23 protein-coding genes and 1 tRNA gene are annotated in these 24,354 nt (G+C 71.7%); 11 read left to right on the top strand and 13 right to left on the bottom strand.

Going from position 1 to position 24,354, the window contains the following annotated elements; all coding sequences use genetic code 11:
- Positions 1 to 89 precede the first annotated feature (89 nt).
- The 7 genes from pknB to NI26_RS00110 all read right to left on the bottom strand — a co-directional run bounded on the left by pknB (position 90) and on the right by NI26_RS00110 (position 9,309).
- Complete coding sequence (gene pknB, locus NI26_RS00080) at positions 90 to 1,925, bottom strand: Stk1 family PASTA domain-containing Ser/Thr kinase (protein ID WP_268746763.1); 1,836 nt, start codon at positions 1,923 to 1,925, stop codon at positions 90 to 92.
- A 121-nt stretch (positions 1,926 to 2,046) separates the two neighbouring features.
- Positions 2,047 to 3,777: a protein kinase domain-containing protein gene (locus NI26_RS00085; RefSeq protein ID WP_066651142.1), complete on the bottom strand. Its 1,731-nt coding sequence runs from the start codon at positions 3,775 to 3,777 to the stop codon at positions 2,047 to 2,049.
- Positions 3,774 to 5,228 carry a peptidoglycan D,D-transpeptidase FtsI family protein gene (locus tag NI26_RS00090; RefSeq protein WP_066651145.1) on the bottom strand — a complete coding sequence of 485 codons (1,455 nt, stop codon included), beginning with the start codon at positions 5,226 to 5,228 and terminating at the stop codon, positions 3,774 to 3,776. The genes NI26_RS00085 and NI26_RS00090 overlap by 4 nt, the downstream gene beginning before the upstream one ends.
- Positions 5,225 to 6,673: an FtsW/RodA/SpoVE family cell cycle protein gene (locus tag NI26_RS00095; protein ID WP_066651157.1), complete on the bottom strand. Its 1,449-nt coding sequence runs from the start codon at positions 6,671 to 6,673 to the stop codon at positions 5,225 to 5,227. Before NI26_RS00095 ends, NI26_RS00090 begins: the two co-directional genes overlap by 4 nt.
- The gene (locus tag NI26_RS00100) at positions 6,670 to 8,055 is read right to left on the bottom strand and encodes a Stp1/IreP family PP2C-type Ser/Thr phosphatase (protein WP_066651160.1); all 1,386 of its coding nucleotides are present in this window, start codon (positions 8,053 to 8,055) and stop codon (positions 6,670 to 6,672) included. The genes NI26_RS00095 and NI26_RS00100 overlap by 4 nt, the downstream gene beginning before the upstream one ends.
- Positions 8,056 to 8,062: 7 nt before the next feature.
- Positions 8,063 to 8,632, bottom strand: a complete 570-nt coding sequence (locus NI26_RS00105) for an FHA domain-containing protein FhaB/FipA (protein ID WP_066651161.1) — start codon at positions 8,630 to 8,632, stop codon at positions 8,063 to 8,065.
- Entirely contained in the window at positions 8,629 to 9,309 is a 681-nt protein-coding gene (locus NI26_RS00110; protein ID WP_066651163.1) for an FhaA domain-containing protein, read from the bottom strand. Before NI26_RS00110 ends, NI26_RS00105 begins: the two co-directional genes overlap by 4 nt.
- Before the next feature lie 110 nt (positions 9,310 to 9,419).
- Here NI26_RS00110 and NI26_RS00115 point away from each other — a divergent pair.
- From NI26_RS00115 to NI26_RS00160, 10 genes are all read left to right on the top strand, one after another.
- Positions 9,420 to 9,506 (top strand) — tRNA-Leu (locus NI26_RS00115).
- A 272-nt stretch (positions 9,507 to 9,778) separates the two neighbouring features.
- Positions 9,779 to 10,774 carry a matrixin family metalloprotease gene (locus NI26_RS00120; RefSeq protein ID WP_066651167.1) on the top strand — a complete coding sequence of 332 codons (996 nt, stop codon included), beginning with the start codon at positions 9,779 to 9,781 and terminating at the stop codon, positions 10,772 to 10,774.
- A gap of 94 nt (positions 10,775 to 10,868) precedes the next feature.
- Positions 10,869 to 11,585 carry a GntR family transcriptional regulator gene (locus tag NI26_RS00125; RefSeq protein WP_066651169.1) on the top strand — a complete coding sequence of 239 codons (717 nt, stop codon included), beginning with the start codon at positions 10,869 to 10,871 and terminating at the stop codon, positions 11,583 to 11,585.
- 90 nt (positions 11,586 to 11,675) lie between these two features.
- A complete protein-coding gene (locus NI26_RS00130; protein WP_066651172.1) occupies positions 11,676 to 12,674 on the top strand; it encodes a sugar phosphate isomerase/epimerase family protein in 999 nt (332 codons plus the stop codon).
- Complete coding sequence (locus NI26_RS00135; protein ID WP_066651174.1) at positions 12,671 to 13,624, top strand: 3-hydroxyacyl-CoA dehydrogenase family protein; 954 nt, start codon at positions 12,671 to 12,673, stop codon at positions 13,622 to 13,624. Before NI26_RS00130 ends, NI26_RS00135 begins: the two co-directional genes overlap by 4 nt.
- A gap of 11 nt (positions 13,625 to 13,635) precedes the next feature.
- The gene (locus NI26_RS00140) at positions 13,636 to 14,397 is read left to right on the top strand and encodes an SDR family NAD(P)-dependent oxidoreductase (protein WP_066651176.1); all 762 of its coding nucleotides are present in this window, start codon (positions 13,636 to 13,638) and stop codon (positions 14,395 to 14,397) included.
- 73 nt (positions 14,398 to 14,470) lie between these two features.
- Positions 14,471 to 15,859 (top strand): MFS transporter, encoded by a 1,389-nt coding sequence (locus NI26_RS00145; RefSeq protein ID WP_235426403.1) that lies wholly within the window; start codon positions 14,471 to 14,473, stop codon positions 15,857 to 15,859.
- On the top strand, positions 15,856 to 17,589 hold the full coding sequence (locus tag NI26_RS00150) for a dihydroxyacetone kinase family protein (protein ID WP_066651181.1): 1,734 nt from the start codon (positions 15,856 to 15,858) through the stop codon (positions 17,587 to 17,589). Before NI26_RS00145 ends, NI26_RS00150 begins: the two co-directional genes overlap by 4 nt.
- Complete coding sequence (locus NI26_RS00155; RefSeq protein ID WP_066651184.1) at positions 17,586 to 18,089, top strand: ribose-5-phosphate isomerase; 504 nt, start codon at positions 17,586 to 17,588, stop codon at positions 18,087 to 18,089. Before NI26_RS00150 ends, NI26_RS00155 begins: the two co-directional genes overlap by 4 nt.
- Positions 18,086 to 18,847: a triose-phosphate isomerase family protein gene (locus NI26_RS00160; protein ID WP_066651187.1), complete on the top strand. Its 762-nt coding sequence runs from the start codon at positions 18,086 to 18,088 to the stop codon at positions 18,845 to 18,847. The genes NI26_RS00155 and NI26_RS00160 overlap by 4 nt, the downstream gene beginning before the upstream one ends.
- A gap of 12 nt (positions 18,848 to 18,859) precedes the next feature.
- Here NI26_RS00160 and NI26_RS00165 read toward each other — a convergent pair whose 3' ends face one another.
- The 3 genes from NI26_RS00165 to NI26_RS00175 all read right to left on the bottom strand — a co-directional run bounded on the left by NI26_RS00165 (position 18,860) and on the right by NI26_RS00175 (position 21,755).
- Entirely contained in the window at positions 18,860 to 19,531 is a 672-nt protein-coding gene (locus tag NI26_RS00165) for a response regulator (RefSeq protein ID WP_066651190.1), read from the bottom strand.
- Entirely contained in the window at positions 19,528 to 20,865 is a 1,338-nt protein-coding gene (locus tag NI26_RS00170; protein ID WP_066651193.1) for a sensor histidine kinase, read from the bottom strand. Before NI26_RS00170 ends, NI26_RS00165 begins: the two co-directional genes overlap by 4 nt.
- Positions 20,866 to 21,071: 206 nt before the next feature.
- A complete protein-coding gene (locus NI26_RS00175) occupies positions 21,072 to 21,755 on the bottom strand; it encodes an SDR family oxidoreductase (protein WP_066651198.1) in 684 nt (227 codons plus the stop codon).
- Positions 21,756 to 21,957: 202 nt separating this feature from the next.
- On the opposite strand from NI26_RS00175, the gene NI26_RS00180 reads away from it, so the two are divergent.
- Positions 21,958 to 22,839, top strand: coding sequence for a manganese catalase family protein (locus tag NI26_RS00180; protein WP_066651200.1), 882 nt, complete (start codon positions 21,958 to 21,960; stop codon positions 22,837 to 22,839).
- Between the two features lie 105 nt (positions 22,840 to 22,944).
- Here NI26_RS00180 and NI26_RS00185 read toward each other — a convergent pair whose 3' ends face one another.
- The 3 genes from NI26_RS00185 to NI26_RS00195 all read right to left on the bottom strand — a co-directional run bounded on the left by NI26_RS00185 (position 22,945) and on the right by NI26_RS00195 (position 24,311).
- Positions 22,945 to 23,259: a hypothetical protein gene (locus NI26_RS00185; protein ID WP_066651202.1), complete on the bottom strand. Its 315-nt coding sequence runs from the start codon at positions 23,257 to 23,259 to the stop codon at positions 22,945 to 22,947.
- 14 nt (positions 23,260 to 23,273) lie between these two features.
- Complete coding sequence (locus tag NI26_RS00190; RefSeq protein ID WP_066651206.1) at positions 23,274 to 23,717, bottom strand: Hsp20/alpha crystallin family protein; 444 nt, start codon at positions 23,715 to 23,717, stop codon at positions 23,274 to 23,276.
- Between the two features lie 123 nt (positions 23,718 to 23,840).
- The gene (locus tag NI26_RS00195; protein WP_081984511.1) at positions 23,841 to 24,311 is read right to left on the bottom strand and encodes a MarR family winged helix-turn-helix transcriptional regulator; all 471 of its coding nucleotides are present in this window, start codon (positions 24,309 to 24,311) and stop codon (positions 23,841 to 23,843) included.
- Positions 24,312 to 24,354: the final 43 nt, after the last annotated feature.

Raw genomic sequence — 24,354 nt, forward strand, 5'->3', positions numbered from 1 at the left:
CACCGGCGCAGGCGACGTCCGCGGGGATGCTGCCGCGTGCCTCCAGGCCGACGGACGGACGCCCGCCGCAGCCGACGTGACGGAGCGGACTACTGTCCGGCGCCGCCGCCCTGGACGGTCCCGCTGCCGCCGCCACCGTCACTACCGCTGCTGTCGTCGCCACCCCGGTCGGGGACGGACGGCGCCTGCGACGGCCGCTGTGCCGAGGCTGCGCAGTACGTCAGCGTGATGGTGCTGCCCTGCGCGACGTCGCCCTGCGGCACGCTCTGCTGCACCACGGTGCTGCCCGTGCACGTGTACGTCGGGGACGCCACGACCTTCAGCCCGAGGTTCGCGAGTGCCTCGTTGGCGGCGCTGATCGGCTGCTGCGTGACGTCCGGCATCTGCACCTTGCCGTTGGAGACCGTCAGGTTGACGACGGAACCCTTCGTCAGCTGCGTGCTGCTGCCCGGGTCGCTGCTCATCACGGTGCCCTCGGGCACGTCGCTCGAGTAGTCGCTGTTGATCGCTCCGACCGCGAACCCGGCGTCCTTCAGGGCCTGTTCCGCCGCGTCCTGCGTCTGGTTGGCGACGTCCGGGACGGCGACCTGCTCCGGTCCCAGGGAGACGACGACGCGGATGCTCTGCTTGCGGGCGACGTTCGTGCCCTCCCCGGGCTCGGTGCGGATGACCGTGTCCTTGGCGACGTCGTCGGAGTTCTCGCCGACCTCGACGGCACTGAGGTCCCGCTTCTCGAGTTCGGTCCGCGCCGAGTCCCACGTGGCGCCGACGACGTTCGGTACGGACACCGACGACGACACCGGTGCCTTGCCGGGCTGCAGGTTCGCGACGAAGAACACCACGCCCGCGATGACGGCGGCGGTGAGGATGATGCCGAGCCAGATCCAGGCGACCGGAGGGCGGTTCTGCGTGCGCTGGGGTCGGTGGTCAGCGGCGTCGTCGTCGAGCTCGCGGAACGCCACGGCAGGGTTCGAGGTCGTGCGGGGGTTCACGCCGAAGAGCATCGTGGACGCGTCGTGTGCCGCGTTCTGCTGGAGCGTGCGCGTGGACACCGGGACCTTGCCGGCGGCGGCCTGCTGCAGGTCGGTCCGGAAGTCCGCGGCGGTCTGGAACCGACGGGTGCGGTCCTTCACCAGGGCGTGCAGCGTCACCGCGTCGAGCGCCGGGGACACCTCGGGCACGAGCGTGGAGGGCGCGACCGGCTGCTCGCTCACGTGCTGGTAGGCCACGGCGACCGGGGAGTCGCCGACGAAGGGCGGGCGGCCGGTGAGCAGCTCGAAGAGCAGCACGCCGGTCGAGTACAGGTCGGTCCGGGCGTCGACGGTCTCACCGCGGGCCTGCTCCGGCGAGAAGTACGAGGCCGTCCCGAGGATCGAGGTCGTCTGCGCGACCGTCGCGGACGTGTCGGTGATGGCACGGGCGATGCCGAAGTCCATCACCTTGACCTGGCCGCTGTGCGTCACCATGACGTTCGCGGGCTTGATGTCGCGGTGCACCACGCCGGCGCGGTGCGAGTACTCGAGGGCGGTGAGGATCCCCTCGGTGATGCGGACCGCCTCGGCCGGGTCGAGCGGGCCGTCGTCGAGCACGTCGGAGAGTGCGCGACCGTCGACGTGCTCCATGACGATGTAGGGCACCTGGACCTGGGCGCCGGAGGGCTCGGTGACCGTCTCCTCGCCCGCGTCGTAGACGCGCACGATCGTCGGGTGCGCCATGCGGGCCGCCGCCTGGGCCTCCTGCCGGAAGCGGATCCGGAAGGTCGGGTCCGTGGCGAGGCTCGGCTTGAGGAGCTTCACCGCCACCTTGCGACCGAGTCGCGTGTCGGTGCCCACGTGCACCGTCGCCATGCCCCCACGACCGATGACGTCACCGATCTCGTAGCGGTCGGCGAGGAGCGTGATCCCCGCGGTCACACCTTCTGGCACGTACTCCTCCGAATGTTCGTCCGGGCAAGTGTACGGCAGGGGTTCCTGCCCGAACGCTGACGACGGGGGCTGCCGACGAACCGTTACACAACGGTGTCGACAGCCCCCGTTCGGGTGACGATCAGTTGGCGTCCTGCGGGCCCGTCGGGGTCGGGGTCGGGGTGCCCGAGGGCGTCGGGTCCTCGGCCTGTTCCCACGTCGCCGTCGCGGCGTCCGAGGACTCGGAGGCAGCGAGCGAGCCGCACGTGACCGTGTAGGTGAAGGACACCTCGTCGTTCACGGCGTCCGCCTGGATGGTGACGGCCGTCGAGCTGGTGTCCCCGGAGGTGGCTCCCGAGGCGTCCTTGCCGCCCGTGACCGTCCACGTGTACTTCGACACGTCGTAGCCGTCGGGGCACGTCGCGCCCGACCAACTGAAGGTGACCTGGCCGGACTCGGACACCGTCCCCGCGGTCGGGGTGTTCGGCTTGTTGGCCGTCGGCGGCGTCGTGTACTGGGTGAGCGTCACGAGGGTGCCCTCGACGACGCTGCCCGTCGGGGTGAGGTCTGCGACGGTGCCGGCCTGCTCTGCCGTCGGCGCGGGGCTGCCGTCCTGCACGGTGACCTCGAAGCCGCGGCCCTGGAGCTCGTTCCGGACCTCGTCGGCGCTGCGGCCGACGTAGTCGCTCTTGTTCAGGAACACCCGTGCCGTGGTCGGTGTCGGTGTCGGCGTCGACCTGGTCGGCGCGGCCGAGGCCGACGTCGGTGCGGGGTCCGGATCGTCGGAGCCGCCGAGCGCGAAGGCCGCGATGACCCCACCGATGACGAGCACTGCGAGGACCCCGACGAGCCACCAGATCCAGGCGCGCTTCTTGGTCGGCTCCTCGTCCTCCGGCGCTGCCGGTGACCGCGGCGTGCCGGGAGGGCCGGCGACGGCTCCGGCCTGCGTGCCGATGAGCGCGGTCGCCGCGTCGTTGCCCGGACGCTGCGGCGGGTTGAACGCGACGGTGCCCGCGCCGCCGACTGCAGGCACGGCGACGGTCGCTGCGGCGACGTCCCCGCGCCGCAGCGCCTGGGACGCGCGGGCCAGGTTCGCCGCGGTCGCCGGACGGTCCGCCGGCTTCTTGGCGATGCAGGACAGCACGAGTGCCGAGACCGGCTCGGGCACGTCACCGGGCAGCGCGGGCGGCTGCTCGTTGATGTGCGCCATCGCGATCGCGACCTGGGACTCGCCGGTGAACGGACGACGTCCGGCCAGGCACTCGTACGCGACGATGCCGAGCGAGTAGATGTCGGTCGACGGCGATGCCGGGTGGCCGCTCGCCTGCTCCGGGGACAGGTACTGGACGGTGCCCATCACCTGGCCCGTCGCGGTGAGCGGGACCTGGTCGGCGATGCGCGCGATGCCGAAGTCGGTGATCTTCACACGGCCGTCGGGCGTGATGAGCAGGTTCCCGGGCTTGATGTCACGGTGCACCAGGCCGACGGCGTGGGCGGCCTGCAGGGCGTTCGCCGTCTGGGCGACGATGTCGAGCACCTTGTCGACCGGCAGCGTGTGCTCCCGCTCGATCATGGTGGACAGGGCCTCGCCCGGGACGAGTTCCATCACCAGGTAGGCGCTGCCGTCCTCCTCGCCGTAGTCGAAGACGTTGGCGATCCCCTCGTGGTTGACGAGGGCAGCGTGGCGCGCCTCTGCGCGGAAGCGCTCGAGGAAGCCCGGGTCGCCGAGGTACTCGTCCTTGAGGATCTTGAGTGCGACGGTCCGGCCGATGACGAGGTCGGTCGCCTGCCACACCTCACCCATGCCGCCGATCGCGACCCGCGAGGAGAGCTGGTACCGCCCACCGAAGGTGAGTCCGCTGGTGGGTCTCATTTGTTCAGCACCGCCTCCATGACCTTCTTCGCGACCGGGGCCGCGACCGTGTTGCCGACGCCGGACTGCCCGAGTCCGCCGCCGTTCCCGACGACGACCGCGACGGCCACCTCCGGGTTCTTCGCCGGGGCGAACCCCGTGAACCACAGCGTGTACGGATCACCCGTACCGCCTTCCGCCGTACCCGTCTTGCCGGCGACGTCGACTCCGTCGATCTTGGCATTGGTGCCGGTCCCGCCGCTCACGACGCTCTGCATCGCCTCGGTCAGGTCGGCGGCCTCGGAGCCGGACAGCGGGTCGCTGTACTGCTTCGGCGAGAACGACTCGACGGTCTTCAGGTCGCTCGTGGTGATCGAGTCGACGAGCGAGGGCTGCATGACCTTGCCGCCGTTCGCGATGCCGGCCGACACCATCGCCATCTGCAGCGGCGAGACGCGCACGCTGGCCTGCCCGAACGCGCTCAGCATGAGCTGGGCGGTCGAGTCGACGTCGGGGTACTGGCTCGCGGTGGCGCGCATCGGGACCTCGATCGCGTCACCGAAGCCGTACTCGTCCGCGACGGACTTGATCGTGTCGTACCCGAGCTTCTGGCCGAGCTCGGCGAACGGGATGTTGCACGAGAACTGGATCGCCGTCCGGAGCTTCACCGTGTCGCCACCGCCGCAGGAGCCGCCCTCGGCGTTGTTGATGTACGAGCTGGTGCCCGGCAGCTGCAGGCGCGACGGGTTCGGGAACTCGGAGTCGAGCGAGTACTTGCCGTCCTTGAGCGCGGCGGAGGCCACGACGAGCTTGAAGACCGATCCCGGCGTGTACAGGTCACCGCCGATCGCCCGGTTCTGCAGCGGGGTCGGGGTCTGCTGCAGCAGGGCGTCGTACTGCTGCTTGACCTGCGCGGTGTCGTGCGAGGTCAGGGCGTTCGGGTCGTACGCCGGCTTCGACACCATCGCCAGGATCTTGCCCGTGCTGGGCTGGATCGCAACGACCGCACCGCTGTTCTCGCCGAGTGCGTCGTACGCGGCCTGCTGCACGTCCGGGTCGATGGTGAGGTTGACGTTGTCGCCCTGGACGTCCTGCCCGGTGAGGATCGCGTTGAGGTTCTGGAAGAACGACGCGTCGGAGTTGCCGGAGAGCACGGCGTTCTCGGCGCTCTCGATACCCGTGTTGCCCTGGCCGATCGTGAAGTAGCCGGTCACGGCGGAGTACAGCGCACCGTTCGTGTACTTGCGCTGGTACTGGTACTGGTCGTCGGAGGGGGTCGACTCGGCGATCGGGCTGCCGTCGACCAGGATCGCGCCGCGCTTGGTCGAGTAGCTGTCCAGGATCGTGCGGGAGTTCCGCGAGTCGGCACGCAGGGTGTCGGCGGCGAAGAACTGGATCGAGGTCGTCGACACGAAGAGCGCGACGAACATGAGCACGATGACGGTCGAGACGCCGCGGAGCTGTCGGTTCACCGGGTGCGCTCCTTCCTGGTCGTCGCACCGCGTCCGGAACGGCCACGGGCGGCGGGGACCGCGCCCTGCTGGACGCGCTGTTCTGCGGGGATCGAGTCGGTCAGTCGCAGCAGCATCGCCGCGATGATCCAGTTCGCGATGAGCGACGAGCCACCCGCGGCCATGAAGGGTGTGGTCAGACCGGTCACCGGGATGATCCGGGTGATGCCGCCGACGACGACGAACACCTGCAGGGCGATGATGAAGCCGAAGCCGACACCGAGCAGCTTGCCGAAGTCGTCCTGCGCCATGAAGGCCACGCGGAGGCCCCGCGACGCCAGCACGATGAACAGGGCGAGGATCGCGAAGACGCCGATCAGCCCGAGTTCCTCGCCGAGCGACGCGACGATGTAGTCCGCGTTGGCGACGGGCGTGATGTACGGACGGCCCTGACCGAGGCCGGTGCCCGTGATGCCGCCGTTCGCGAAGCCGAACAGGCCCTGGACGAGCTGGTAGCTGCCCTGGGTCTGTCGGTCGAAGATCGCCTGGTCGAACGGGTCGAGCCACTGCTCGAAGCGACCCCGCACGTAGACCAGGACCGACTGCGCGACGAGGGCACCGCCGACGAACAGCCCGAGCCCGATGACGACCCAGCCGAGCCGGGCGGTCGCGACGTAGATCATCACGAGGAACAGGCCGAAGTAGAGCAGCGCCGTGCCGAGGTCGCGCTGGAACACCAGGACGGCCATGGCCGACGCCCACATCACCAGGATCGGGCCGAGGTCACGGGCGCGCGGGAACGTCATGCCGGCGAACTTCTTGCCGACGATCGACAGCGAGTCCCGGGCGGTGACGAGGTACCCGGCGAAGAACAGCGCCATCGTGATCTTCGCGAGCTCACCGGGCTGGAACGAGAACGGGCCGACGCGGATCCACACGCGGGCGCCCCCGACGTTCTCCCCGATGCCGGGGAGCATCGGGAGGAGCAGCAGCGCGATCGTCGCGAACATGAAGATGTAGCGGTAGCGCTGCAGGAAGCGGTGGTTGCGGACCGCGACGACGGTGATCGTCGCCAGGACCATCGCGAGCATCGTCCAGACGATCTGCTTGACGCCGATCGCGTCCCAGCCGGTCAGGCCGTTGTGCACGTCGATGCGGTAGATCTCGGCGATGCCGATGCCGTTGAGCACCAGGGCGATGGGCAGCACGAACGGGTCCGCGTGCTTCGCGACGACGCGGAGCACCACGTGCATGACGAGCGCGAGGCCGAGGATCCCGCCGCCGACCCAGAGCACACCGGTGTCGAAGATGCGGCCCTTCGTGCCGAGCTGGACGAGCACCATCGCGCCGGCGCAGATGCCGCACGCGATGACGAGCAGCACGAGCTCGAGGTTCCGGGCCCGGGCCGGCTCCCGCAGCTTGATGGTGATCGCCTGCGTGAAGGACTGCGCGGTCGCGGTGCTCATCGGCCGTCCCCCGGGCTCTCGGACGGCGAGGCGCTGCCGGACGGCGAGGCGCTGCCCGACGGTGACCCCGACCGGGTCGGGGTGGGCGACGGCGACGAGTCCGCATCGCCGCCCGTGCCGGCCTGGTCCTGGCCGGTCTCGGCGGCCTTCCGCAGCCGGTCCACGATGTCGCGCGCGTCGGAGAGCGAGGTCGCGTTGATCGTCGACCGCACGTTCTCGCGCGTGTAGTCCGGGAGCGACGTGACCGAGATGTCGGTGTCCTCGTAGACGTCCGACAGCGCGATCGGCCCGATCGACTGCTGCACGCCCTGGTAGATGGCGACCGTGCCGCGGTCGGTGCCGACGTAGTAGTGCGCCTGGGTGATCCGCCAGCCCAGGAACACCGCCCCCACGAGGGCCGCGACGGCGACGACGAGCGCGATCGACCAGGCCACGCGGCGTCGGATGCGCCGACGGCGGTCCTCGGCGATGAGCTCGGCGAAGTACTGGTCGGACTCGGGCTCGAAGTGGGAGTCCTCCGGCACGGCGCTCACCTTGAGCGGGTGGAGCAGGATCGTGGGGAGGCGGATCGGCTTGCGACCGGTCGACGCCTCGAAGGTCAGGGGTGCCGCGGCGGAACCGACCGTGGTGGCGGCGGCGTCGTCGTCCTCGGGTTCCGTGTCGGTGACGTCCATCACGACGACGGTCACGTTGTCCGGGGCACCGTGGTCGAGCGTCTCCTTGACCAGGCGCTGCGTCACCTGGTTCGCGTCCATGGTCGACGCGAGCGCGTGCCGGATCCGCTCCTCGGCCAGGTACGACGACAGACCGTCCGAGCAGAGCAGCCAGCGGTCGCCGGTCTGGATGTCCATGACGGCGGTGTCGACCTCGGGGGCGGCGTCGACGTCGCCGAGCACGCGCATGAGCACCGAGCGCCGGGGGTGGACGGCGGCTTCCTCCGGCGTGATGCGACCGCTGTCGACGAGGCGCTGCACGAAGGTGTGGTCGGAGGTGATCTGCTGCAGCTCGCCGTCGCGCAGGCGGTAGATGCGGGAGTCGCCGATGTGCGCGATGGCGATCTGCTCGCCGACCCGGATGAGTGCGGACACCGTGGTGCCCATGCCGGTGAGTTCCTGGTGCTCGAACACCGTCTCGGTGATGAGCTGGTTCGCGGCGATGAGCGCGGACTGCAGGGCGAACTCGGCATCGTGCGCGGACGGGAACTCGCGGTCGACCTCGCGGATGCGGCGGATGGCGATCGCGGACGCGACGTCGCCGCCGGCGTGGCCGCCCATGCCGTCCGCGACGGCGAAGAGGTGCGTGCCGGCGTAGCCGGAGTCCTGGTTGTTGGCGCGGATGCGCCCCACGTGGGACACAGCGGCGCTCAGCGTGCGAGCCGTCATGTCCCGGTTACCGCCGCAGCTCGAACGTCGTCGTCCCGATCGTGATCGGCGTCCGTTCCGCGATGGTCACGGGCCCGGTCACCTTCTGACCGTTGACGAACGTGCCGTTCGTGGACTCGAGGTCGGACAGGACCCAGCCCTCGCCGCGGAGGTCGAGGCGGGCGTGGTTGGTCGACGTGTAGTCGTCGCGGATGACGACGTTCGACTCGCTGGAGCGTCCGATGGTGATCGGACCGCCGCCGAGGGGCATCTCCATGCCCTCGCGGGAGCCCTCGGTGATGACGAGGCGCGTCGCGACGCCGGTCGACGGTGCGGAGCCGGACTGCTGCTGTGTCGGGCCCGCGGGTTGGCCGATCAGCTCCGTGAACGCGCCGGGCGCTGCGGCTGCAGGAGCTGCGGCGGCGGGCACGGTCGGCGTCGTCGGTGCGGACGCTCCGGCCTTCGGGTCGGTCGGGATGGTGCGGACGCGTTGGCCGAACAGGTCGCTCCGCAGGGCGAAGACGATGACGAACACGAACAGCCACAGCACCGCGAGGAAGGCGAAGCGCAGGACGAGCAGGGTCAGGCCCGTGGTCATCGCGCACCTCCGTCGTTCTCCGGGATCACCCGGAACACCATACGGGTACGACCGATCTCGATGGTGGAGTCCGGCTCGACGATGGCCTGCTGGAAGCGTTCGCCGTTCAGCTTCGACCCGTTCGTGGACCCGAGGTCGTTGGCCTGCGCGTGCTTGCCGTCCCAGATGATCTCGACGTGCTTCCGACTCGTCCCGGTGTCGGCGACGGTGATGTCCGCGTCGGTGCCGCGCCCGATCACGGTGCGGCCGCGGTGCAGCCGGTGGCGCTGCGACCCGATGTCGAGCACGGCGACCCACGCCACGTCACGCTGCACCGTCGACGAGTCGACCTGCAGGATGCCGGTGGACAGCGTGCCGTCCTGCTGCAGCGTGATCGAGACCGGTCCGGAGAAGGAGTAGTTCTGAGCCACCGCGTGCTGCTGCACCATCTGCGACAGCTCGTCGATGAGCGGGCGCCCGATGTCGTTCATCCGCGTGTGGTCCGGCGGCGCGAGGCGCACCGTGAACTCGTTCGGGACGAGGATCCGCTCGCGGGAGACCACGGCGGCCTTCGTGTCGAGCTCCCGCCGCAGCGCGCTGGAGATCTCGACGGGCTGCACGCCGGAGCGGAAGGTCTTCGCGAAGGTGCCGTTGACGGCGCGCTCCAACCCTCGCTCGAAGCTGTCCAAGAGGCCCATGTGTCTCCGTGTTCGTCGGTCAGGGACCACTGCATGGTAGTGGGTGGCGCTCGTGCCCGTCTGTGCGTGGTCACGGGCACCCTCCGTCGCGTGCTAGTGTTGCCGGGCTGGCGCGAGTGGCGGAATTGGTAGACGCGCACGGTTCAGGTCCGTGTGCTGGAAACGGCGTGGGGGTTCAAGTCCCCCCTCGCGCACCAGGTGAGGAACGGCCCCCGGAGGAATCCGGGGGCCGTTCCGCGTTCCGGCGCCGATGCTCCCCACGACCGGCCTGGAGGCTCGTCCCACCTCCGTCCGTCGGCCGCAGCCGTGCACGGATCGGGTCCGCCTCGGCGCGCCGACCGGGTCGGCCCACCGACCCCGTGGTGACCGCCGGCCTGCCCGTTCTGGGGGTTGCCCCTCCGCTGCCGCTCTCCGCACACTGATCGGCGTCGTACCGGGTCGTGCCGGTGCGCCTGCTCCTGGAGGACCCATGCGGACGTCGTCCGTGACCGCTGCCGTGGTCGCACTCGGGACCGCGCTCGTCGCGGTCGTCACCACCAGCGTCGGGGTCGCCCCCGCGCACGCCGCGCCGTCGTGCCGCGGTGACCGGATCACGGTCGCCGAGCTGTCCGGTGGCTGCGTCGTCGCGTCCGGCTCGGTCGTGCTCCCCGACGGTCGCGTCTTCGCGGTGCCCGACGCCGGCACGACGGTGACGGCGCTGCCCGTGGCGACGACGACCGGTGGTGACCCCGGGGACGCCTCGGTGACGAACACCGGCGCGGCAGGCATCGCCGTGGCGATCGACGGCCGCTGGTCCGGCGCCCCTGCTGCCGTCCGGCGGGTGCTCGCACTGCGCGAGGGCCGCGTCGCCGCCGGGCACGACGCCGGTGCGGGTGCGGCCACGACCGGCACCGGATCGGCGGCCTCGAGCTGCACGGACCGGTCCTACACGCTCCTGGCGTACCGCTGGACGAGGGACGTCCGGTGGTGGTCGAACCCGACGGGAGCGAAGGCGGCGGACCGCGTGGCGATCCGCGCGGGTGCGACGGCGTGGAGCGGACGGCTCGGGACCTGCGGGCGCTCGATCACGTCGAGTGCCGCGAACACCTGGGTCAGCACGACGGCGAGGACCCCCGCGGTCTCGAGCACCGGGGGCTGCGGCGACCCCGACCGTCGGAGCGTCACCGGCTGGGGCTCCCTGCCCGCGGGCACGCTCGCGACCACGTGCGTGTGGTCGCAGGACGGCATCGCGGTCGAGGCGGACCAGCGCTACTCGACCCGGTACGCGTGGTCGTCGACGGCGACGTGCTCCGGGAACCGGTACGACCTGCGCGGCGTCGCGACGCACGAGTGGGGGCACGCGTACGGCCTCGGGCACACCGCAGCCTCGTCGGCCCTCGTCATGAAGCCCGCGGCCGCGCCGTGCGACGTCGCCCAGCGCAGCCTCGGGCTCGGGGACGCCCTGGGCATCGACGCCCGGTACTGACGATCGCCACCGGTGCCAGGCGCCGGCGCACACCGGCCACCGCCGCCGCGGGACGCGCAGGTCGCGGGACCCTGCACTCTCTAGGATCGACCGCATGACGAGCACGATGCCGGGCTTCGGCTCCGCGCGGATCACCCAGATCGGGTTGCGCGACCGCGTGTACGACCGGGTGCTCGAGGTGCTCATGGGGCACGACGTCGAGCCCGGGATGCGCCTGTCGATCGACGGTCTCGCCCGGACGCTCGGCGTCTCCCCGACCCCGGTGCGCGAGGCCCTCGTGCAGCTCGAGCGGACCGGCCTGGTCACGCGCGAGGCCAACAAGGGGTACCGCGTCGCGCCGCCGCTCGCCGGCGACCAGCTCGAGGCGCTGTTCGACGCGCGGCTCATCGTCGAGAGCGGGGCGGTCGAGCTCGCGGCACGCGGGGACGTGGACGTGCTGCGGGAGCGGCTCGCTGCGGCGCTCGCCGAGCAGGAGGCCGTGGCCGCCGAGGTCGCCCGGGTCGGCGCCCGCCGTGCGTCCGAGGAGCTGATGGCCCGGTTCTTCCGCTCCGACTGGCGGTTCCACCAGCTCGTGTTCGACGCGACGAGGAACCCCTTCCTCGAGGAGATGTCCGCGATCATCACGACGCGGGTGCACCGCATGCGGCAGATCGTCGAGGGCGGGGACGACGACACCGAGCGGGCGGTCGCCGAGCACCGTGCGGTCCTCGATGCCCTCGCCGTGGACGCGCCCACGGCCGTGGCGGCGATGCGGCACCACATCGACGCGGTGCGGGTGCGCTCCCGGGCCGACGCGTCACACTCCGCCTGACGGAACGGGGTTGCGCTCTGACTCAGCGCGAGTATCTTTCCTATAGGAAAGAGGTTCAAGGACGAACCGCGTGATGCAAGGGAGCACTCCGTGAGCACACTGCAGGACTGGGTCGAGCAGGACTGGGACCCGGACAGCTGGACCGACCGGACGTGGCCGATCGCCGTCTGCCTGCACGGCTTCGACCGGGTCACCCGGGACGGCACCGCCTTCCACGACGCCCCCGTCGAGGTGTGGGACGACGTGTTCGCCCAGATCGCCGCAGCGGGCTTCTCGCTCGCCGAGCTGGCCGACAGCCACATCCGCCCCGCGGACCTCGAACGGTCCCGGCGCGACGAGCTCTTCGCGGTCGCGGCGGCCCACGGCGTGGGGATCCCGTCGGTGCACCTGCAGCGTCGGAGCGTGATCCAGCCCGGGCACGAGGAGGAGAACCTCGCCTACGCCCACCGCACGATCGACGCGGCGGCCGAGTGGGGCATGCAGGTGTTCTCGACCGGACTGCACCAGCCGTTCTCGGAGGCCCAGCAGCGCGCGCTCTGGTTCTGGACGGCTCCCGGGCCGAAGGACCCCGAGGACCCCGACGTGTGGGACGCGGCCGTCCGACGCCTCCGCGAACTCGGGGAGCACGCGGCGAGCGTCGGCCTGCCGATGGCCCTCGAACTGTACGAGGACACCTACCTCGGCACCGCGGACAGCGCGGTCCGGCTCGTCGAGGAGATCGGGCTCGACACCGTCGGTCTCAACGCCGACGTGGCGAACCTCGTCCGCCTGCACCGTCCGGTCGAGGACTGGCGGGAGCTCTTCGCGAAGACGATGCCCCACACGAACTACCTGCACGTGAAGAACTACACGCGCGACGAGGCGGGCGACGGCAGCTGGGCGACGAGTGCGCCGAGCACGATGGAGACCGGGCTCATCAACTACCGCCAGGTCCTCCGGGACGCGGTCGCCGACGGCTTCCGCGGGATCGTCATGACCGAGCAGTACGGCGGGGACAGCCTCGGCGTCTGCGCCACCAACCAGCAGTACATCCGGTCGGTGCTCGCCACGACGAGCATCGGCACGAAGCACGGAGGAGCAGTCCGATGAGCACCCTCGACATCGCCGTCGTCGGGTCCGGGTACATGGGCGGCGGGATCGCCCAGGTCCTCGCCCTCGCCGGTCACACCGTCCGCATCGCCGACGTCTCGGCCGAGATCGCGCAGCAGAACCTCGAGCGGCTGATCCGCGAGACGGGCCAGTTCGTCGCCGACGGCCTGTTCCCGGAGGACGCCGTCGCGCGGGTCACCGCGCACCTCAGTGCCGCCGAGTCGATCGAGGCCGCCGTCGCGGACGCCGACTTCATCGAGGAGGCGGTCCCCGAGAAGCTCGCGATCAAGCACGAGACCCTGCGTCGGATCAGCGCCGCCGCCCGACCCGACGCCGTCATCGGCTCGAACACGTCGACGATCCTCATCGAGAGCCTCGCCGAGGCCGTCACCGGTCCGGAGCGCTTCCTCGGCGTGCACTTCTCGAACCCGGCGCCGTTCATCCCCGGTGTCGAGCTCATCCCGCACCCCACCACCGGCGAGCACGCCGTCACCGTCGGCGAAGCAGTCGTCGCGGCGACCGGCAAGCAGTCCGCACGGGTGCAGGACTCGACCGGGTTCGTGCTGAACCGCCTGCAGTACGCCCTGTTCGAGGAAGCATCGAAGATCGCGGACGAGGGCATCGCCAGCCCCGACGACATCGACACGATCGTCCGGACGACCTTCGGGTTCCGCCTGCCCTTCTTCGGCCCGTTCGCGATCGCGGACATGGCGGGACTCGACGTCTACGCGTTCTGCTTCGAGTCGCTGCAGACCCGCTGGCCCGAGCGCTTCGCCACCCCGCCGACGCTGCAGCAGCACGTCGACGCCGGCGAGCTCGGCACGAAGACCGGATCGGGCTACCTCGACGTGCCCGCCGACCGCACGCCGGAGCTCGTCGCCTACCGGAACAGGGCCTACGTCGCCATGCAGGAGCTCCTCGACGAGCTCGGCCCGGCCCCGATCCACTGAAGGAGCACGCGATGCGCAACGAGCAGCAGACCGTCGTCCTCACCGGCGCGGCGTCCCCGCGCGGCATCGGCCGTGCGACCGCCCACCACCTGGCCGAGCAGGGCTGGAACGTGGGGATCGTCGACCTCGACCAGGCCGCGAGCGAGGCCGTCGCCGCCGAACTCCGCGAGCAGCACGGCGTGCAGGCCGTCGGCGCGGGCGCGGACGTCGCCGACGAGGCCGCCGTCCGGGCCGCCTTCGACACCATCGAGGCCGGGCTCCCGCCGATCGCGGCACTCGTGAACCTCGCGGGTGTCTCGTCGGCGCACGCCTACCTCGACCTGCCCGAGGGGGAGTGGCACCGGGTGCTGAGCATCAACCTCGACGGGGTGCACTTCGCCGGTCTCCGGGCAGCCGAGTCGATGGTGCGGAACGGGTACGGCCGCATCGTCAACCTGTCGTCGGTCTCCGCGCAGCGCGGCGGCGGGACGTTCAGCAAGACGCCGTACTCGGTCGCGAAGGCCGGCGTGATCGGCCTCACCCGCGGGATGGCCCGCGAGCTCGGGCAGCACGGCGTGACGGTGAACGCCATCGCGCCCGGCCCGATCGACACCGACATCATGGGCGGCACCCTCTCCGAGGAGCGCAAGGCCGAGATGGCTGCCGACGGTGTCATGCCGCGCATCGGCACGCCGCGGGACGTCGCCGCCGCGGTCGCCTACCTCGTCAGCGCCGACGCCGGGTTCGTGACGGGTCAGACCCTGAACGTCGACGGCGGCCTCTACATGCACTGAACCCGACGGCACGCACCGGAGCCGACGGCTCCGACCACCAGAACGACCACTCATGATCGCGAAGGAGCGATTCGTGTCCGCAAGCAGCCCCGCCCTGGGGTCCACCCACGACCCGGCACTGAGGTCCGCGATCGCCAAGGCGACCAAGCACCTCATGCCGATGCTGGTCATCCTGTACTTCGTCGCCTTCCTCGACCGCACCAACGTCGGCTTCGCCGAGGAGGCCCTGAGCGTCGACCGGAACATCTCCGACGCGGCCTTCGCCCTCGGCGCCGGCATCTTCTTCATCGGCTACGCGATCTTCGAGATCCCGTCCAACCTGCTGCTCAAGCGCTTCGGGGCGCGCTTCTGGCTCGCCCGGATCGCCGTCACGTGGGGCATCGTCGCCGCACTGTTCTCGTTCACGACGAACGACACGATGTTCATCGTCCTGCGCTTCCTGCTCGGTGTGACCGAGGCGGGACTGTTCCCGGGCGTGATCATGTACCTGTCCGAGTGGTTCCCGAACAAGGTCCGCGTGCGGATGTTCGCGATCTTCTACCTCGCGCAGCCGTTCTCGCAGATGATCGGCGCACCGCTGTCCGGCGGGCTCATCAGCGTCGGTGACCAGGTCACCCCGTTCCACGGCTGGCAGGTCATGTTCTTCGGCGAGGGCATCCTCGCGGTGCTGGCCGGCGTCGCGGCGCTGTTCTTCCTGACGAACAGCCCGCAGCAGGCGAAGTGGCTGGAACCGGGGGAGAAGCAGTCGCTCACCGCGGCGATGGACCGTGAGGACACCGCCCGCACCGAGGACGGCCCGGAGGGCATCTGGAAGGCGATGGCGAGCGGCCGCGTCTGGTACTTCACGATCATCTACTTCTGCCTGCAGGTCGCCGTGTACGGCACGACGTTCTACCTGCCGCAGCAGGTGTCGTCGCTGCTCGGGCAGGACGTCGGCTGGCAGGTCGGCCTCGTCGCGGCGATCCCGTGGCTCGTCGGCCTGGTCGCCTGCTACCTCGTCGGGTCGAAGGCCGACACCGTGGGTCGTCGCCGCCGCTGGGGGACGATGTTCTACATCACGACCGGGCTGTCCATCCTCGGGTCGGCGTGGGCGGGTGCGAACGGCCAGCCGGTCCTCGGCATCCTGTTCATCACCCTCGCCGTCGCGAGCTTCCTGGCGGTCGGCCCGATCACCTGGGCCTACCCGACGGCGTTCCTCACCGGTGCGGCGGCGGCCGCGGGCATCGGCCTGATCAACTCGCTCGGCAACCTCGGTGGCTTCGTCGCCCCGATCATGCGCACCGCGATCAACGAGGCGGTCCCGACCGACAGCGGGGCCTTCGGCATCGTGTCGCTCGGCGTCCTGGCGTTCGTCGCCGCCGTGATGATCTCCTGCACCAGGTTCTTCCGGGGCGCGAAGGCCGACGAGCTGCTCGACACCTCGCACGTGGCCACCACCTCGACGAAGGGGACGACGCGATGACCCGGTTGTACAACGACCCGGCAGCCTTCGCCGACGAGGCCACCGACGGCTTCGTCGCGGCGAACGAGCGGTGGGTCCGCAGGGTGCACGGCGGTGTCGCCCGCGCGACCACCAGTCCGGACGGCACGGTCGCCGTCGTGATCGGCGGCGGCTCGGGGCACTACCCGGCGTTCGGCGGTCTCGTCGGGCACGGGCTGGCCGCCGGCGCGGCGATGGGGAACCTGTTCGCCAGCCCGTCCGCGCAGCAGGTCGCCGCGGTCTGCCGTGCCGCCGAGCACGGTGGCGGCGTGCTGCTCAGCTACGGCAACTACGCCGGCGACGTGCTGAACTTCGACGCCGCGGCCCGCACGCTCGAGGACGAGGGCATCCCCGTCCGCACGGTCCGGGTGACCGACGACGTCGTGTCCGCCCCGGCCGGTGCCGAGGCCGACCGGCGCGGGATCGCGGGCGACCTCTGCGTGTTCAAGGTCGCCGGGGCCGCGGCCGAGCAGGGACGCCCGCTCGACGACGTCACCGCCGTGGCGGCCCGCGCGAACGATCGGACCCGGAGCTTCGGCGTCGCGTTCTCGGGCTGCTCGCTGCCCGGTGCCGAGGAGCCCCTGTTCGAGGTGCCCGAGGGACGGATGGCGATCGGCATGGGCATCCACGGCGAACGCGGCATCGACGAGACCGACGTGCCGAGCGCCGACGGTCTGGCGGCGCTGCTCGTCGAACGGCTGCTCGACGAGGTGCCCGCGGGCGTCACGGTCGAGGGCGCCCGGGTGGTCCCGGTGCTCAACGGACTCGGCAGCGTGAAGTACGAGGAGCTCTTCGTCGTCTACGGCTCGGTGCAGCGACGGCTCCGGGACGCCGGTGTCGTGATCGTGGAGCCGGAGGTGGGCGAGCTCGTCACGAGCTTCGACATGGCCGGGGTCTCGCTGACGCTGTTCTGGCTCGACGACGAGCTCGAGGAGCTGTGGTCGGCACCCGCGGACACGCCCGCCTTCCGCAAGGGCGGGGCGGTCCCGCAGGAGCGGGTCGCCGACGACGTGGTCGCCGCCGACGAGGAGGGCATCGTGATCGGTCCGGCGGGCGACGACTCGCGTGCCGCGGCCGGTCGCATCGCAGCGGGCATCAGCGCCGTGCGCGCGGTGCTCGACGACCACGCGGACGAACTGGGCCGCATCGACCAGGTCGCGGGGGACGGCGACCACGGCATCGGGATGCAGCGCGGGTCGCACGCGGCGGACACCGCCGCCGCGGACGCGCTCGCTCGGGGCGCGGGAGCGGGGACGCTCCTGCGGGTCGCGGGCGACGCCTGGTCCGACCGGGCAGGCGGGACGTCCGGTGCGATCTGGGGTGCCGCCCTGGAGGCGCTGGGTCGCGTCGTCGGGGACGACGCGCGTCCGACGTCGGCGACGGTCGCGGACGCGGTGCGGGCCGCCACCGAGGCGGTCCTGGCCTTCGGGGCGGTGCCCGGCGACAAGACGATGGTGGACGCCCTCGTCCCCTTCGACGAGGAACTGCGGCGCCGGCTCGAGGCCGGCGATGCCCTGGACACCGCGTGGCGGACGGCGGTGGACGCCGCCCGCCGGGCAGCGGACGCCAGCGCGGACCTGCTGCCGCGGAAGGGCCGCGCGCGGACGCACGCGGAACAGGCCGTCGGGACCCCCGACCCGGGCGCGGTGTCCTTCGCGCTCGTCGTCGAGACCCTGACGGCGACGATCGACGAGGAAGGAGTGGACGCATGACGCTACGACTGGTGGTGGGCTCGGACGACGCGGGCTTCGACTACAAGGAGGTCATCAAGCGGGACCTCGAGGCCGACGACCGCGTGGCCAGCGTGGTCGACGTGGGCGTCGACGCGGACGGCCACACGGCGTACCCGCACGTCGCCGTCGATGCCGCCCGGATGGTCGCGGACGGCGAGGCCGACCGGGCGATCCTGGTCTGCGGCACCGGGCTCGGCGTCGCGATCAGCGCGAACAAGGTGCCCGGCATCCGGGCCGTCACGGCGCACGATTCGTTCAGCGTCGAGCGGTCGGTGCTGTCGAACGACGCCCAGGTGCTCTGCATGGGCCAGCGCGTGATCGGTGTCGAGGTCGCCCGGCGGATGGCGAAGGAGTGGCTCGGGTACACGTTCGACCCGTCGAGCGCGAGCGCGGAGAAGGTCGCCGCGATCTGCGGCTACGACGGCTCCGCGCCGGTCGGCACCGACGCCCCTGGGGACGGGACGGACCCGGGCGCATGACGATCGTCGGGGTGTCGCTGAAGATGTACTTCTCGCACGCGCAGACGCTCTCGTGGGCGAGCGCGGTGGCGGACATCGCCCGGCGGCACCCCGCGGTCGCCGCCGGCGCGGTGGAGCTCTTCGTCGCGCCGACCTTCCCCGCGCTCGTCCCGGTGCGCGAGCTGCTCGCCGGGTCGGGCATCCGGCTCGCCGCGCAGGACCTGTCGGCGTCGGACGAGGGCGCGTCCACCGGCGAGGTGTCCGGCGCCGAGCTCCGCGAGATCGGCGTCGACCTCGTCGAGATCGGGCACGCCGAGCGGCGCTCCCGGTTCCACGAGACGGACGAGGTCGTCGCGCGCAAGGTGCACGCGGCCTTCCGGCACCACCTCGAACCGCTGGTGTGCGTCGGCGAAGCTGTCCGCGCCTCCCGTGCGGAGGCCGTGGCGGAGGTCACCGGGCAGCTCGACCGGGCGCTGGCGGTGGCCGCGGAGGCCGGGACGACCGGACGGGTCACCGTGGCGTACGAGCCCGTGTGGGCGATCGGCGCCGCCGAGCCGGCGCCGCACGAGCACGTCGTCGGGGTCCTCGAGGGGATCGAGCAGTCCCTGGCGGCCCGGCCGGCGTTCGCGGGGTCGCGGGTGGTCTACGGCGGCAGCGCCGGACCGGGGCTGCTCACCCGGGGACGCGGACGGATCGGCGGAGTGTTCCTCGGGCGCTTCGCGCACGAACCCGCGGCGGTCGGTGCGGTGCTCGACGAGGCGGCGGCCCTGGCCTCCTGACCGGGTCGCCGGTCACCCCTCCCGGGCGCCCGCCAGGCCGTGGTCGTGCGCGTAGACCACGAGCTGCACCCGGTCGCGGAGCTCGAGCTTGCCGAGGATGCTCGAGATCTGCGACTTGACGGTCGACTCGGTGACGAACTCCTTCGCCGCGATCTCGGCGTTCGAGAGCCCTCGGGACGCCCACCCGAAGACGATGCGCTCCCGGTCCGTCAGGGTCTGGAACGCCTCGGGCTGGGGAGCAGGGGCTCGGTCGACGTCGGCGCCGAACAGCTGCGACAGGTCGTTCGGGGCGATCACCGAGCTGCCCTCGTGCACGGCCCGCACCGCGGCGAACAGGAACGGCGGTGTCGTGTCCTTGAGCAGGAACCCGCTCGCACCGAGCCGGATCGCGGTGGCGGCAGCGGGGTCGAGGCCGAACGTCGTGAGCACCACCACGCGGGGGAGCGGCCCCGGGACGGCGCCGGAGAACAGCTGGCGCACCGTCTCGACGCCGTCCATCCCGGCCATGCGCATGTCGAGCAGGACGACGTCGGGCCGCAGCTCCCGGACGCGGTCGAGGGCCTCGGCGCCGTCCGAGGCCTCGCCCACCACCTGCATGTCGGGCTGCGCGTCGAGCACCACGCGCAGGCCCGCCCGGAAGAGCGCCTGGTCGTCGGTGAGCAGGATGCGGATCGGGTCGGTCATCGGGTCGTCCCCCCTCGGACGTCGAACGGGATGCGGGCGCGCGCGACGAACACGGCGTCCAGCACGGCGGCGTCGAACGACCCGCCGATCGTGGTCAGTCGGGTCTGCATGCCGGTCAGGCCCCGGCCGGAGCCACGGGTCGACGTGACCGTCGGCTGCTCGGCGGTCGCGGTCGGCTGTCCTGCGGTCGCGGTCGCGCGGACGGGGACGCCGCCGGTGGCCGCCGCGGCGAGTTCCTCGAGCCCGAGCCCGGGCCCGACCGGCAGCGCGTCCGACGGGACGGCGTTCTCCACCTCGAGCACGAGGTCGGCGGACCGCCAGGTCTCCCGGACCTCGACGGCACCGCCCGGTGCCCCGTGCCGGAGGGCGTTCGTGAGCATCTCCTGCAGGACCCGGCGGGCAGCCGTGCCGTGCACCGCGCCGAGCGGTCGGGCGACACCGCGCACGGCGTGCTCGACGTCCACCCCGGCGTCGCGGATGCCGCGGACGATCTCCTCGAAGGACGTCGGGTCGCTCGCGGTGTCCGACCCGTCGATGTGCCCGAGGACCTGTCGCACCTCGACCAGGGAGCTCCGGGCGGTGCTGGCGATGGTGGCGCTGACCTCGCGGATCCGCGCCTCGTCGTCGAGGAAGGGCACCGAGTCCGCCTGCGCGATGATGACCGCGAGCGAGTGGCCGACGACGTCGTGCACGTCGCGGGCGATGTCCGCACGGATGCGTTCCGCCTCGGCCTCGTCGACCGCGCGCGTGGCCACGGCCTCGGCACGGTTGGCCACGGCCTCCGCCCGGCTGGCGGCCGCCTCGGCGTCGGCACGCCGGACGGCCTCGGCGTTCTGTGACCGGATCGCCCGACCGGCGAGGCCCGCCGCCCAGAAGGAGAGCAGGACGAGTGCCGGGGCGGCCAGGACGAGGACGACCTGGTCACGCGGCCCGTTCAGCAGTAGTGCGTAGCGGTAACCGGTCGTGGAGAGGTACATCGACGCCGAAGCCCCGGCGACCACGGCGAGCAGACCGGCCAGCACGGCCTCGAACCGCGTCCCGACGACGGCGACGGTGCCGATGACGACGGCGATGGCGAGGTCGACCAACGACGGTCGCTCGCCGCCGGCCACCTGCACCGCGCCCAGGGCGACGGTCGCGGTCATCGCCGCGCTCGGCGAGAGGCGGCGGACGGCGATGGCGACGGTGGCGATCACGACGGCGAGGGGGCTGGCGTGCTCGAGCTCGACGTCGATCGGGGCGGCGGACACCAGCGCGGCGAGGCCCGCCCAGAGGAGGTCGACGACGACCGACCGGGTCCGCATCGGCCGGAGGAACGTGCGCCGGTCCGTCACGGCTCGATCATCGCACGACGCGGGCTCACGGCACGGGGGACATCGCGACGAGGGCCACCGCGGTGACGACGATGATCGCCGCGCAGGTGGCGAGGGTGGCGATCACGTGCTTGGTCGAGCTCTCCATGCCACCGAGCCTGTCGGTCGACCAGGTCGTCGGGCATCGTGCGGAGGGACGAACGGGGTCGTCCTGCAGGACGAACCCGTCAGATCGTCAGTTGTCCCAGCACGCGGTGCCCGATCGACACCGACTCCCCGCTGACGACCGAGCGCGGGGACGACAGGAACGCGACGAGGTCGGCGATCTGCTGCGGGCTGGACTCGCCACCGGCCCCGGGCTGCACCGTCCTGGCGGGCTCGTCCGTCACCGCACCGGGGTTCACCACGTTCACGGTGACCCCCGTGCCGACGGACTGGTCGGCCAGGTTCCCCGCGATGATGCTCGTCGCCGCGTTCCGGAGCGAGGTCGTGACGTTGCCGGACAGGTAGGCGTTCTGCCCGCTCACCACCACGACGCGGCCGAAGCCCGCCTCGCGCTGCACGGGCAGCACGGCGTTCGCGACCCGGAGGAAGCCCAGTGCCTTGCCGTCGATCGCCGCGGCGACCTGCTCGGGGTCCGACGCACGCTCCGGGTCGAGGGTCCCGGCCGCCGGCGCGGCGGTGACGACGAGGACGTCGATGCGTCCGTGCTGGTCGAGGACACGGGCGACCCCGGCGTCCACCGACTCCTGCGACGCGGTGTCCATCGCCACGGCGTCGTCCCCGTCGGCGTTCCGCGACGCGACGACGACCCGGGCGCCCTCGCGACGCAGGGTCTCGGCGACGACGGAGCCGATGTACCCCCGTCCGCCGACGACGAGGGCGACACGGCCGGTGAGTTCGAGGTCCATGCGCCACACGCTAGGCCGATCACCCGCGCTCGGACCGGGGGCAGCGGGACGTCGTCCGCGCGATCCGGCCAACGGACCCGCGCGATCCGTCCACCCCGAACGCCCGCCCAGTCATCCGAGCGGAGCGTCGGCCACGACGACGGACCCCGCCACGCCGCCGTGCACCACGACGACGTGACGACCATCGAGACAGGAGAACGAGTTGTACTTCCACAAGCAGGAGCTCCAGTTCAAGGCCACCCCCGACAAGCCCGACGCGGTGTACGCGCGCAAGCTGCAGGAGGTGCTCGGGGGTCAGTACGGCGAGATCTCCGTCGCCCTGCAGTACCAGTTCCAGGCGTGGAACATGCACATCCCGGGCAAGTACCGCGACATGGTGTTCGGCATCGGGGCCGAGGAGATGGGCCACGTCGAGATGCTCGCGACGATGATCGCGCAGCTGCTCGAGAAGAGCCCGCTCGGCATCACCGAGGACGCGCTGCAGGACGACCCGACCGTGGCCGCGATCGTCGGCGGGACCGACGTGCAGCACGCCATCGTCGCGGGTGCAGGCGCCCGTCCGGTCGACAGCAACGGCAACCCCTGGCAGGGTTCGTACATCACCGCGTCGGGCAACCTGCTCGCGGACTTCACGGCCAACGAGAACGCCGAGATGCAGGGCCGTGTCCAGGCTGCCCGGCTCTACCACATGACAGACGACCACGGCGTGCGGGACCTGCTCTCGTTCCTCATCGCCCGCGACACCATGCACCAGAACATGTGGGCGACCGCCGCGGCCGAGCTCCGCGAGCAGGGCGTCGAGGGCTTCCCGGTGCCGAGCAACTTCCCGCAGTCGAAGGAGCACACCGAGTCCAGCTACCAGTACCTCAACTTCTCGGACGGCAAGGAGGCCGGCGACGGCCCCTGGGCGAGCGGCCCGTCGTTCGACGGCAAGGGCGAGTACTCCTACCACGACGGCCCCACGTCGTCGGTGCCGATGCCGCCGCCCACGCACCCGGACGTGCGGTTCTACGGCACGACGGAGCTGCCGAACGTGGTCGAGAAGACCGCCGGGCTCGTGCAGGACAAGCTCAACAAGGAGTGACGGTCCGCCGGTCGCGCGGCCTCAGCACCCGACGCGACCGGGAGACGGACGGGAGGCGCGGTGCCAGCCGGTACCGCGCCTCCCGTCCGTCACGTGGTCACGCCGTCACGACTCCACGCCCACCGTCGCCAGCGCGGCGGTGTCGTCGTCGCGCGGTGCGCGCGGTGGCTCGAAGATGCCGGACCAGAGGCGCGTCGCGCTCCAGAGTGCGATGAGCGCGACCGTGCCGGCAACCGCGGCGAGCCAGGGGACGAGCGGGACCTGTGCCCACGCGCCGGGCGCGACCAGCCAGGTGAGGAAGTTCCCCGCCGTGCTGCCGGCCGCGCCGAGGAGCACGGCCACCCGACGGTCAAGGCTCGTCGCGACCAGCGCTCCCGTCACGACCGCGACGGCGAGGAAGGCGTTGATGATCGTCGTCACCGCACGCCCCCGGACTACTCGGTGGAACCGCTGCCGACCGCGAGCTGCTGCGCCCCGCCACCGGTGGTGACGTCGATCTTCCGGGGCTTCGCGGACTCCTTGACCGGGATCGTGACGCTCAGCACGCCGTTGTCGTAGGCGGCACTGATGCGCGCGGTGTCCAAGTGGTCGCCGAGCGTCAGCTGCCGGACGAACGTGCCCGGCTGGCGCTCGCGGGTCAGCCACTGCGAACCCTCGGGGGCACCGAGCGTGCGCTCGGCGCGGATGGTGAGCACCGAGCCGTCGACGTCCACGTCCACCGATCCGGGGTCGATGCCCGGCAGGTCGACGTCGAGGACGTAGTGGTCGCCGGTCCGGTACAGGTCCATCGGCATCGAGCGGGGAGCACCGGCGCCGGCACCGAGCAGGGAGCCGGCGAGTCGGTCGAGCTCGCGGAACGGGTCGAACTGCATCGTCATCGAGATCAACTCCTTCGTCCTTGTTGAGTCCCTTCGACTCAACTGCGTCATGTTCTAGCACTCTCCCCTCAGGAGTGCCAAGAGAACGCTCGGAGGGCGCTGGGAGCACCGGGTCGCCGACGATCAGTGGTCGCCGCGGTGCGCGATCTCGCGGTGGAGGTGCTCGAGTGCGGGGAGCGCTGCGGCCAGCGCGGCTCGGTCCTCGGGGGGCAGCCGGTCGAGCGCCTCGACGAGCACGGTGGTCGAGGCGTCGTCGTAGGCGGCGAGTCGTTCCTCGGCGAGGGGTGTCAGGCGGAGTTCGGTCCGGCGTCCGTCACCCGCTGCCAGTCGTCGCTCGAGGAGCCCGGCGGTCTCCATCGCCGACACGAGGTTGCTCACCGTCGAGCGAGCCAGTCCGAGCCGGCCGGCGAGGGCAGAGGGCGTGGTCGTGGTCCCCGTCAGGGCCCGCATCACCTCGACCTGGGCGTCGGGCAGGTCCGGCAGGTCGGCGACCTCACGCGACGTGCGGAGGAGGGCGCGTCGGAACGGGCCGATGCGGTCGCTCAGTCTGCGCGCGACCTGCGTCGTGCCGCCCGGTCCGTCCGTACCCTGCACACACGGCAACCTAGCAGCGAGGTTTGTTTGCAACAAAACCAGT

Origin of the sequence: Curtobacterium sp. MR_MD2014 (genome assembly GCF_000772085.1) — a bacterium.
Lineage (GTDB): Bacteria > Actinomycetota > Actinomycetes > Actinomycetales > Microbacteriaceae > Curtobacterium.

Coding starts and splice junctions, on each gene's coding strand:
- NI26_RS00085 (WP_066651142.1), bottom strand. CDS start 3,777: ATGAGACCCACCAGCGGACTCACCTTCGGTGGGCGGTACCAGCTCTCC.
- NI26_RS00095 (WP_066651157.1), bottom strand. CDS start 6,673: ATGAGCACCGCGACCGCGCAGTCCTTCACGCAGGCGATCACCATCAAG.
- NI26_RS00100 (WP_066651160.1), bottom strand. CDS start 8,055: ATGACGGCTCGCACGCTGAGCGCCGCTGTGTCCCACGTGGGGCGCATC.
- NI26_RS00105 (WP_066651161.1), bottom strand. CDS start 8,632: ATGACCACGGGCCTGACCCTGCTCGTCCTGCGCTTCGCCTTCCTCGCG.
- NI26_RS00110 (WP_066651163.1), bottom strand. CDS start 9,309: ATGGGCCTCTTGGACAGCTTCGAGCGAGGGTTGGAGCGCGCCGTCAAC.
- NI26_RS00120 (WP_066651167.1), top strand. CDS start 9,779: ATGCGGACGTCGTCCGTGACCGCTGCCGTGGTCGCACTCGGGACCGCG.
- NI26_RS00125 (WP_066651169.1), top strand. CDS start 10,869: ATGACGAGCACGATGCCGGGCTTCGGCTCCGCGCGGATCACCCAGATC.
- NI26_RS00135 (WP_066651174.1), top strand. CDS start 12,671: ATGAGCACCCTCGACATCGCCGTCGTCGGGTCCGGGTACATGGGCGGC.
- NI26_RS00140 (WP_066651176.1), top strand. CDS start 13,636: ATGCGCAACGAGCAGCAGACCGTCGTCCTCACCGGCGCGGCGTCCCCG.
- NI26_RS00150 (WP_066651181.1), top strand. CDS start 15,856: ATGACCCGGTTGTACAACGACCCGGCAGCCTTCGCCGACGAGGCCACC.
- NI26_RS00155 (WP_066651184.1), top strand. CDS start 17,586: ATGACGCTACGACTGGTGGTGGGCTCGGACGACGCGGGCTTCGACTAC.
- NI26_RS00160 (WP_066651187.1), top strand. CDS start 18,086: ATGACGATCGTCGGGGTGTCGCTGAAGATGTACTTCTCGCACGCGCAG.
- NI26_RS00165 (WP_066651190.1), bottom strand. CDS start 19,531: ATGACCGACCCGATCCGCATCCTGCTCACCGACGACCAGGCGCTCTTC.
- NI26_RS00175 (WP_066651198.1), bottom strand. CDS start 21,755: ATGGACCTCGAACTCACCGGCCGTGTCGCCCTCGTCGTCGGCGGACGG.
- NI26_RS00190 (WP_066651206.1), bottom strand. CDS start 23,717: ATGACGATGCAGTTCGACCCGTTCCGCGAGCTCGACCGACTCGCCGGC.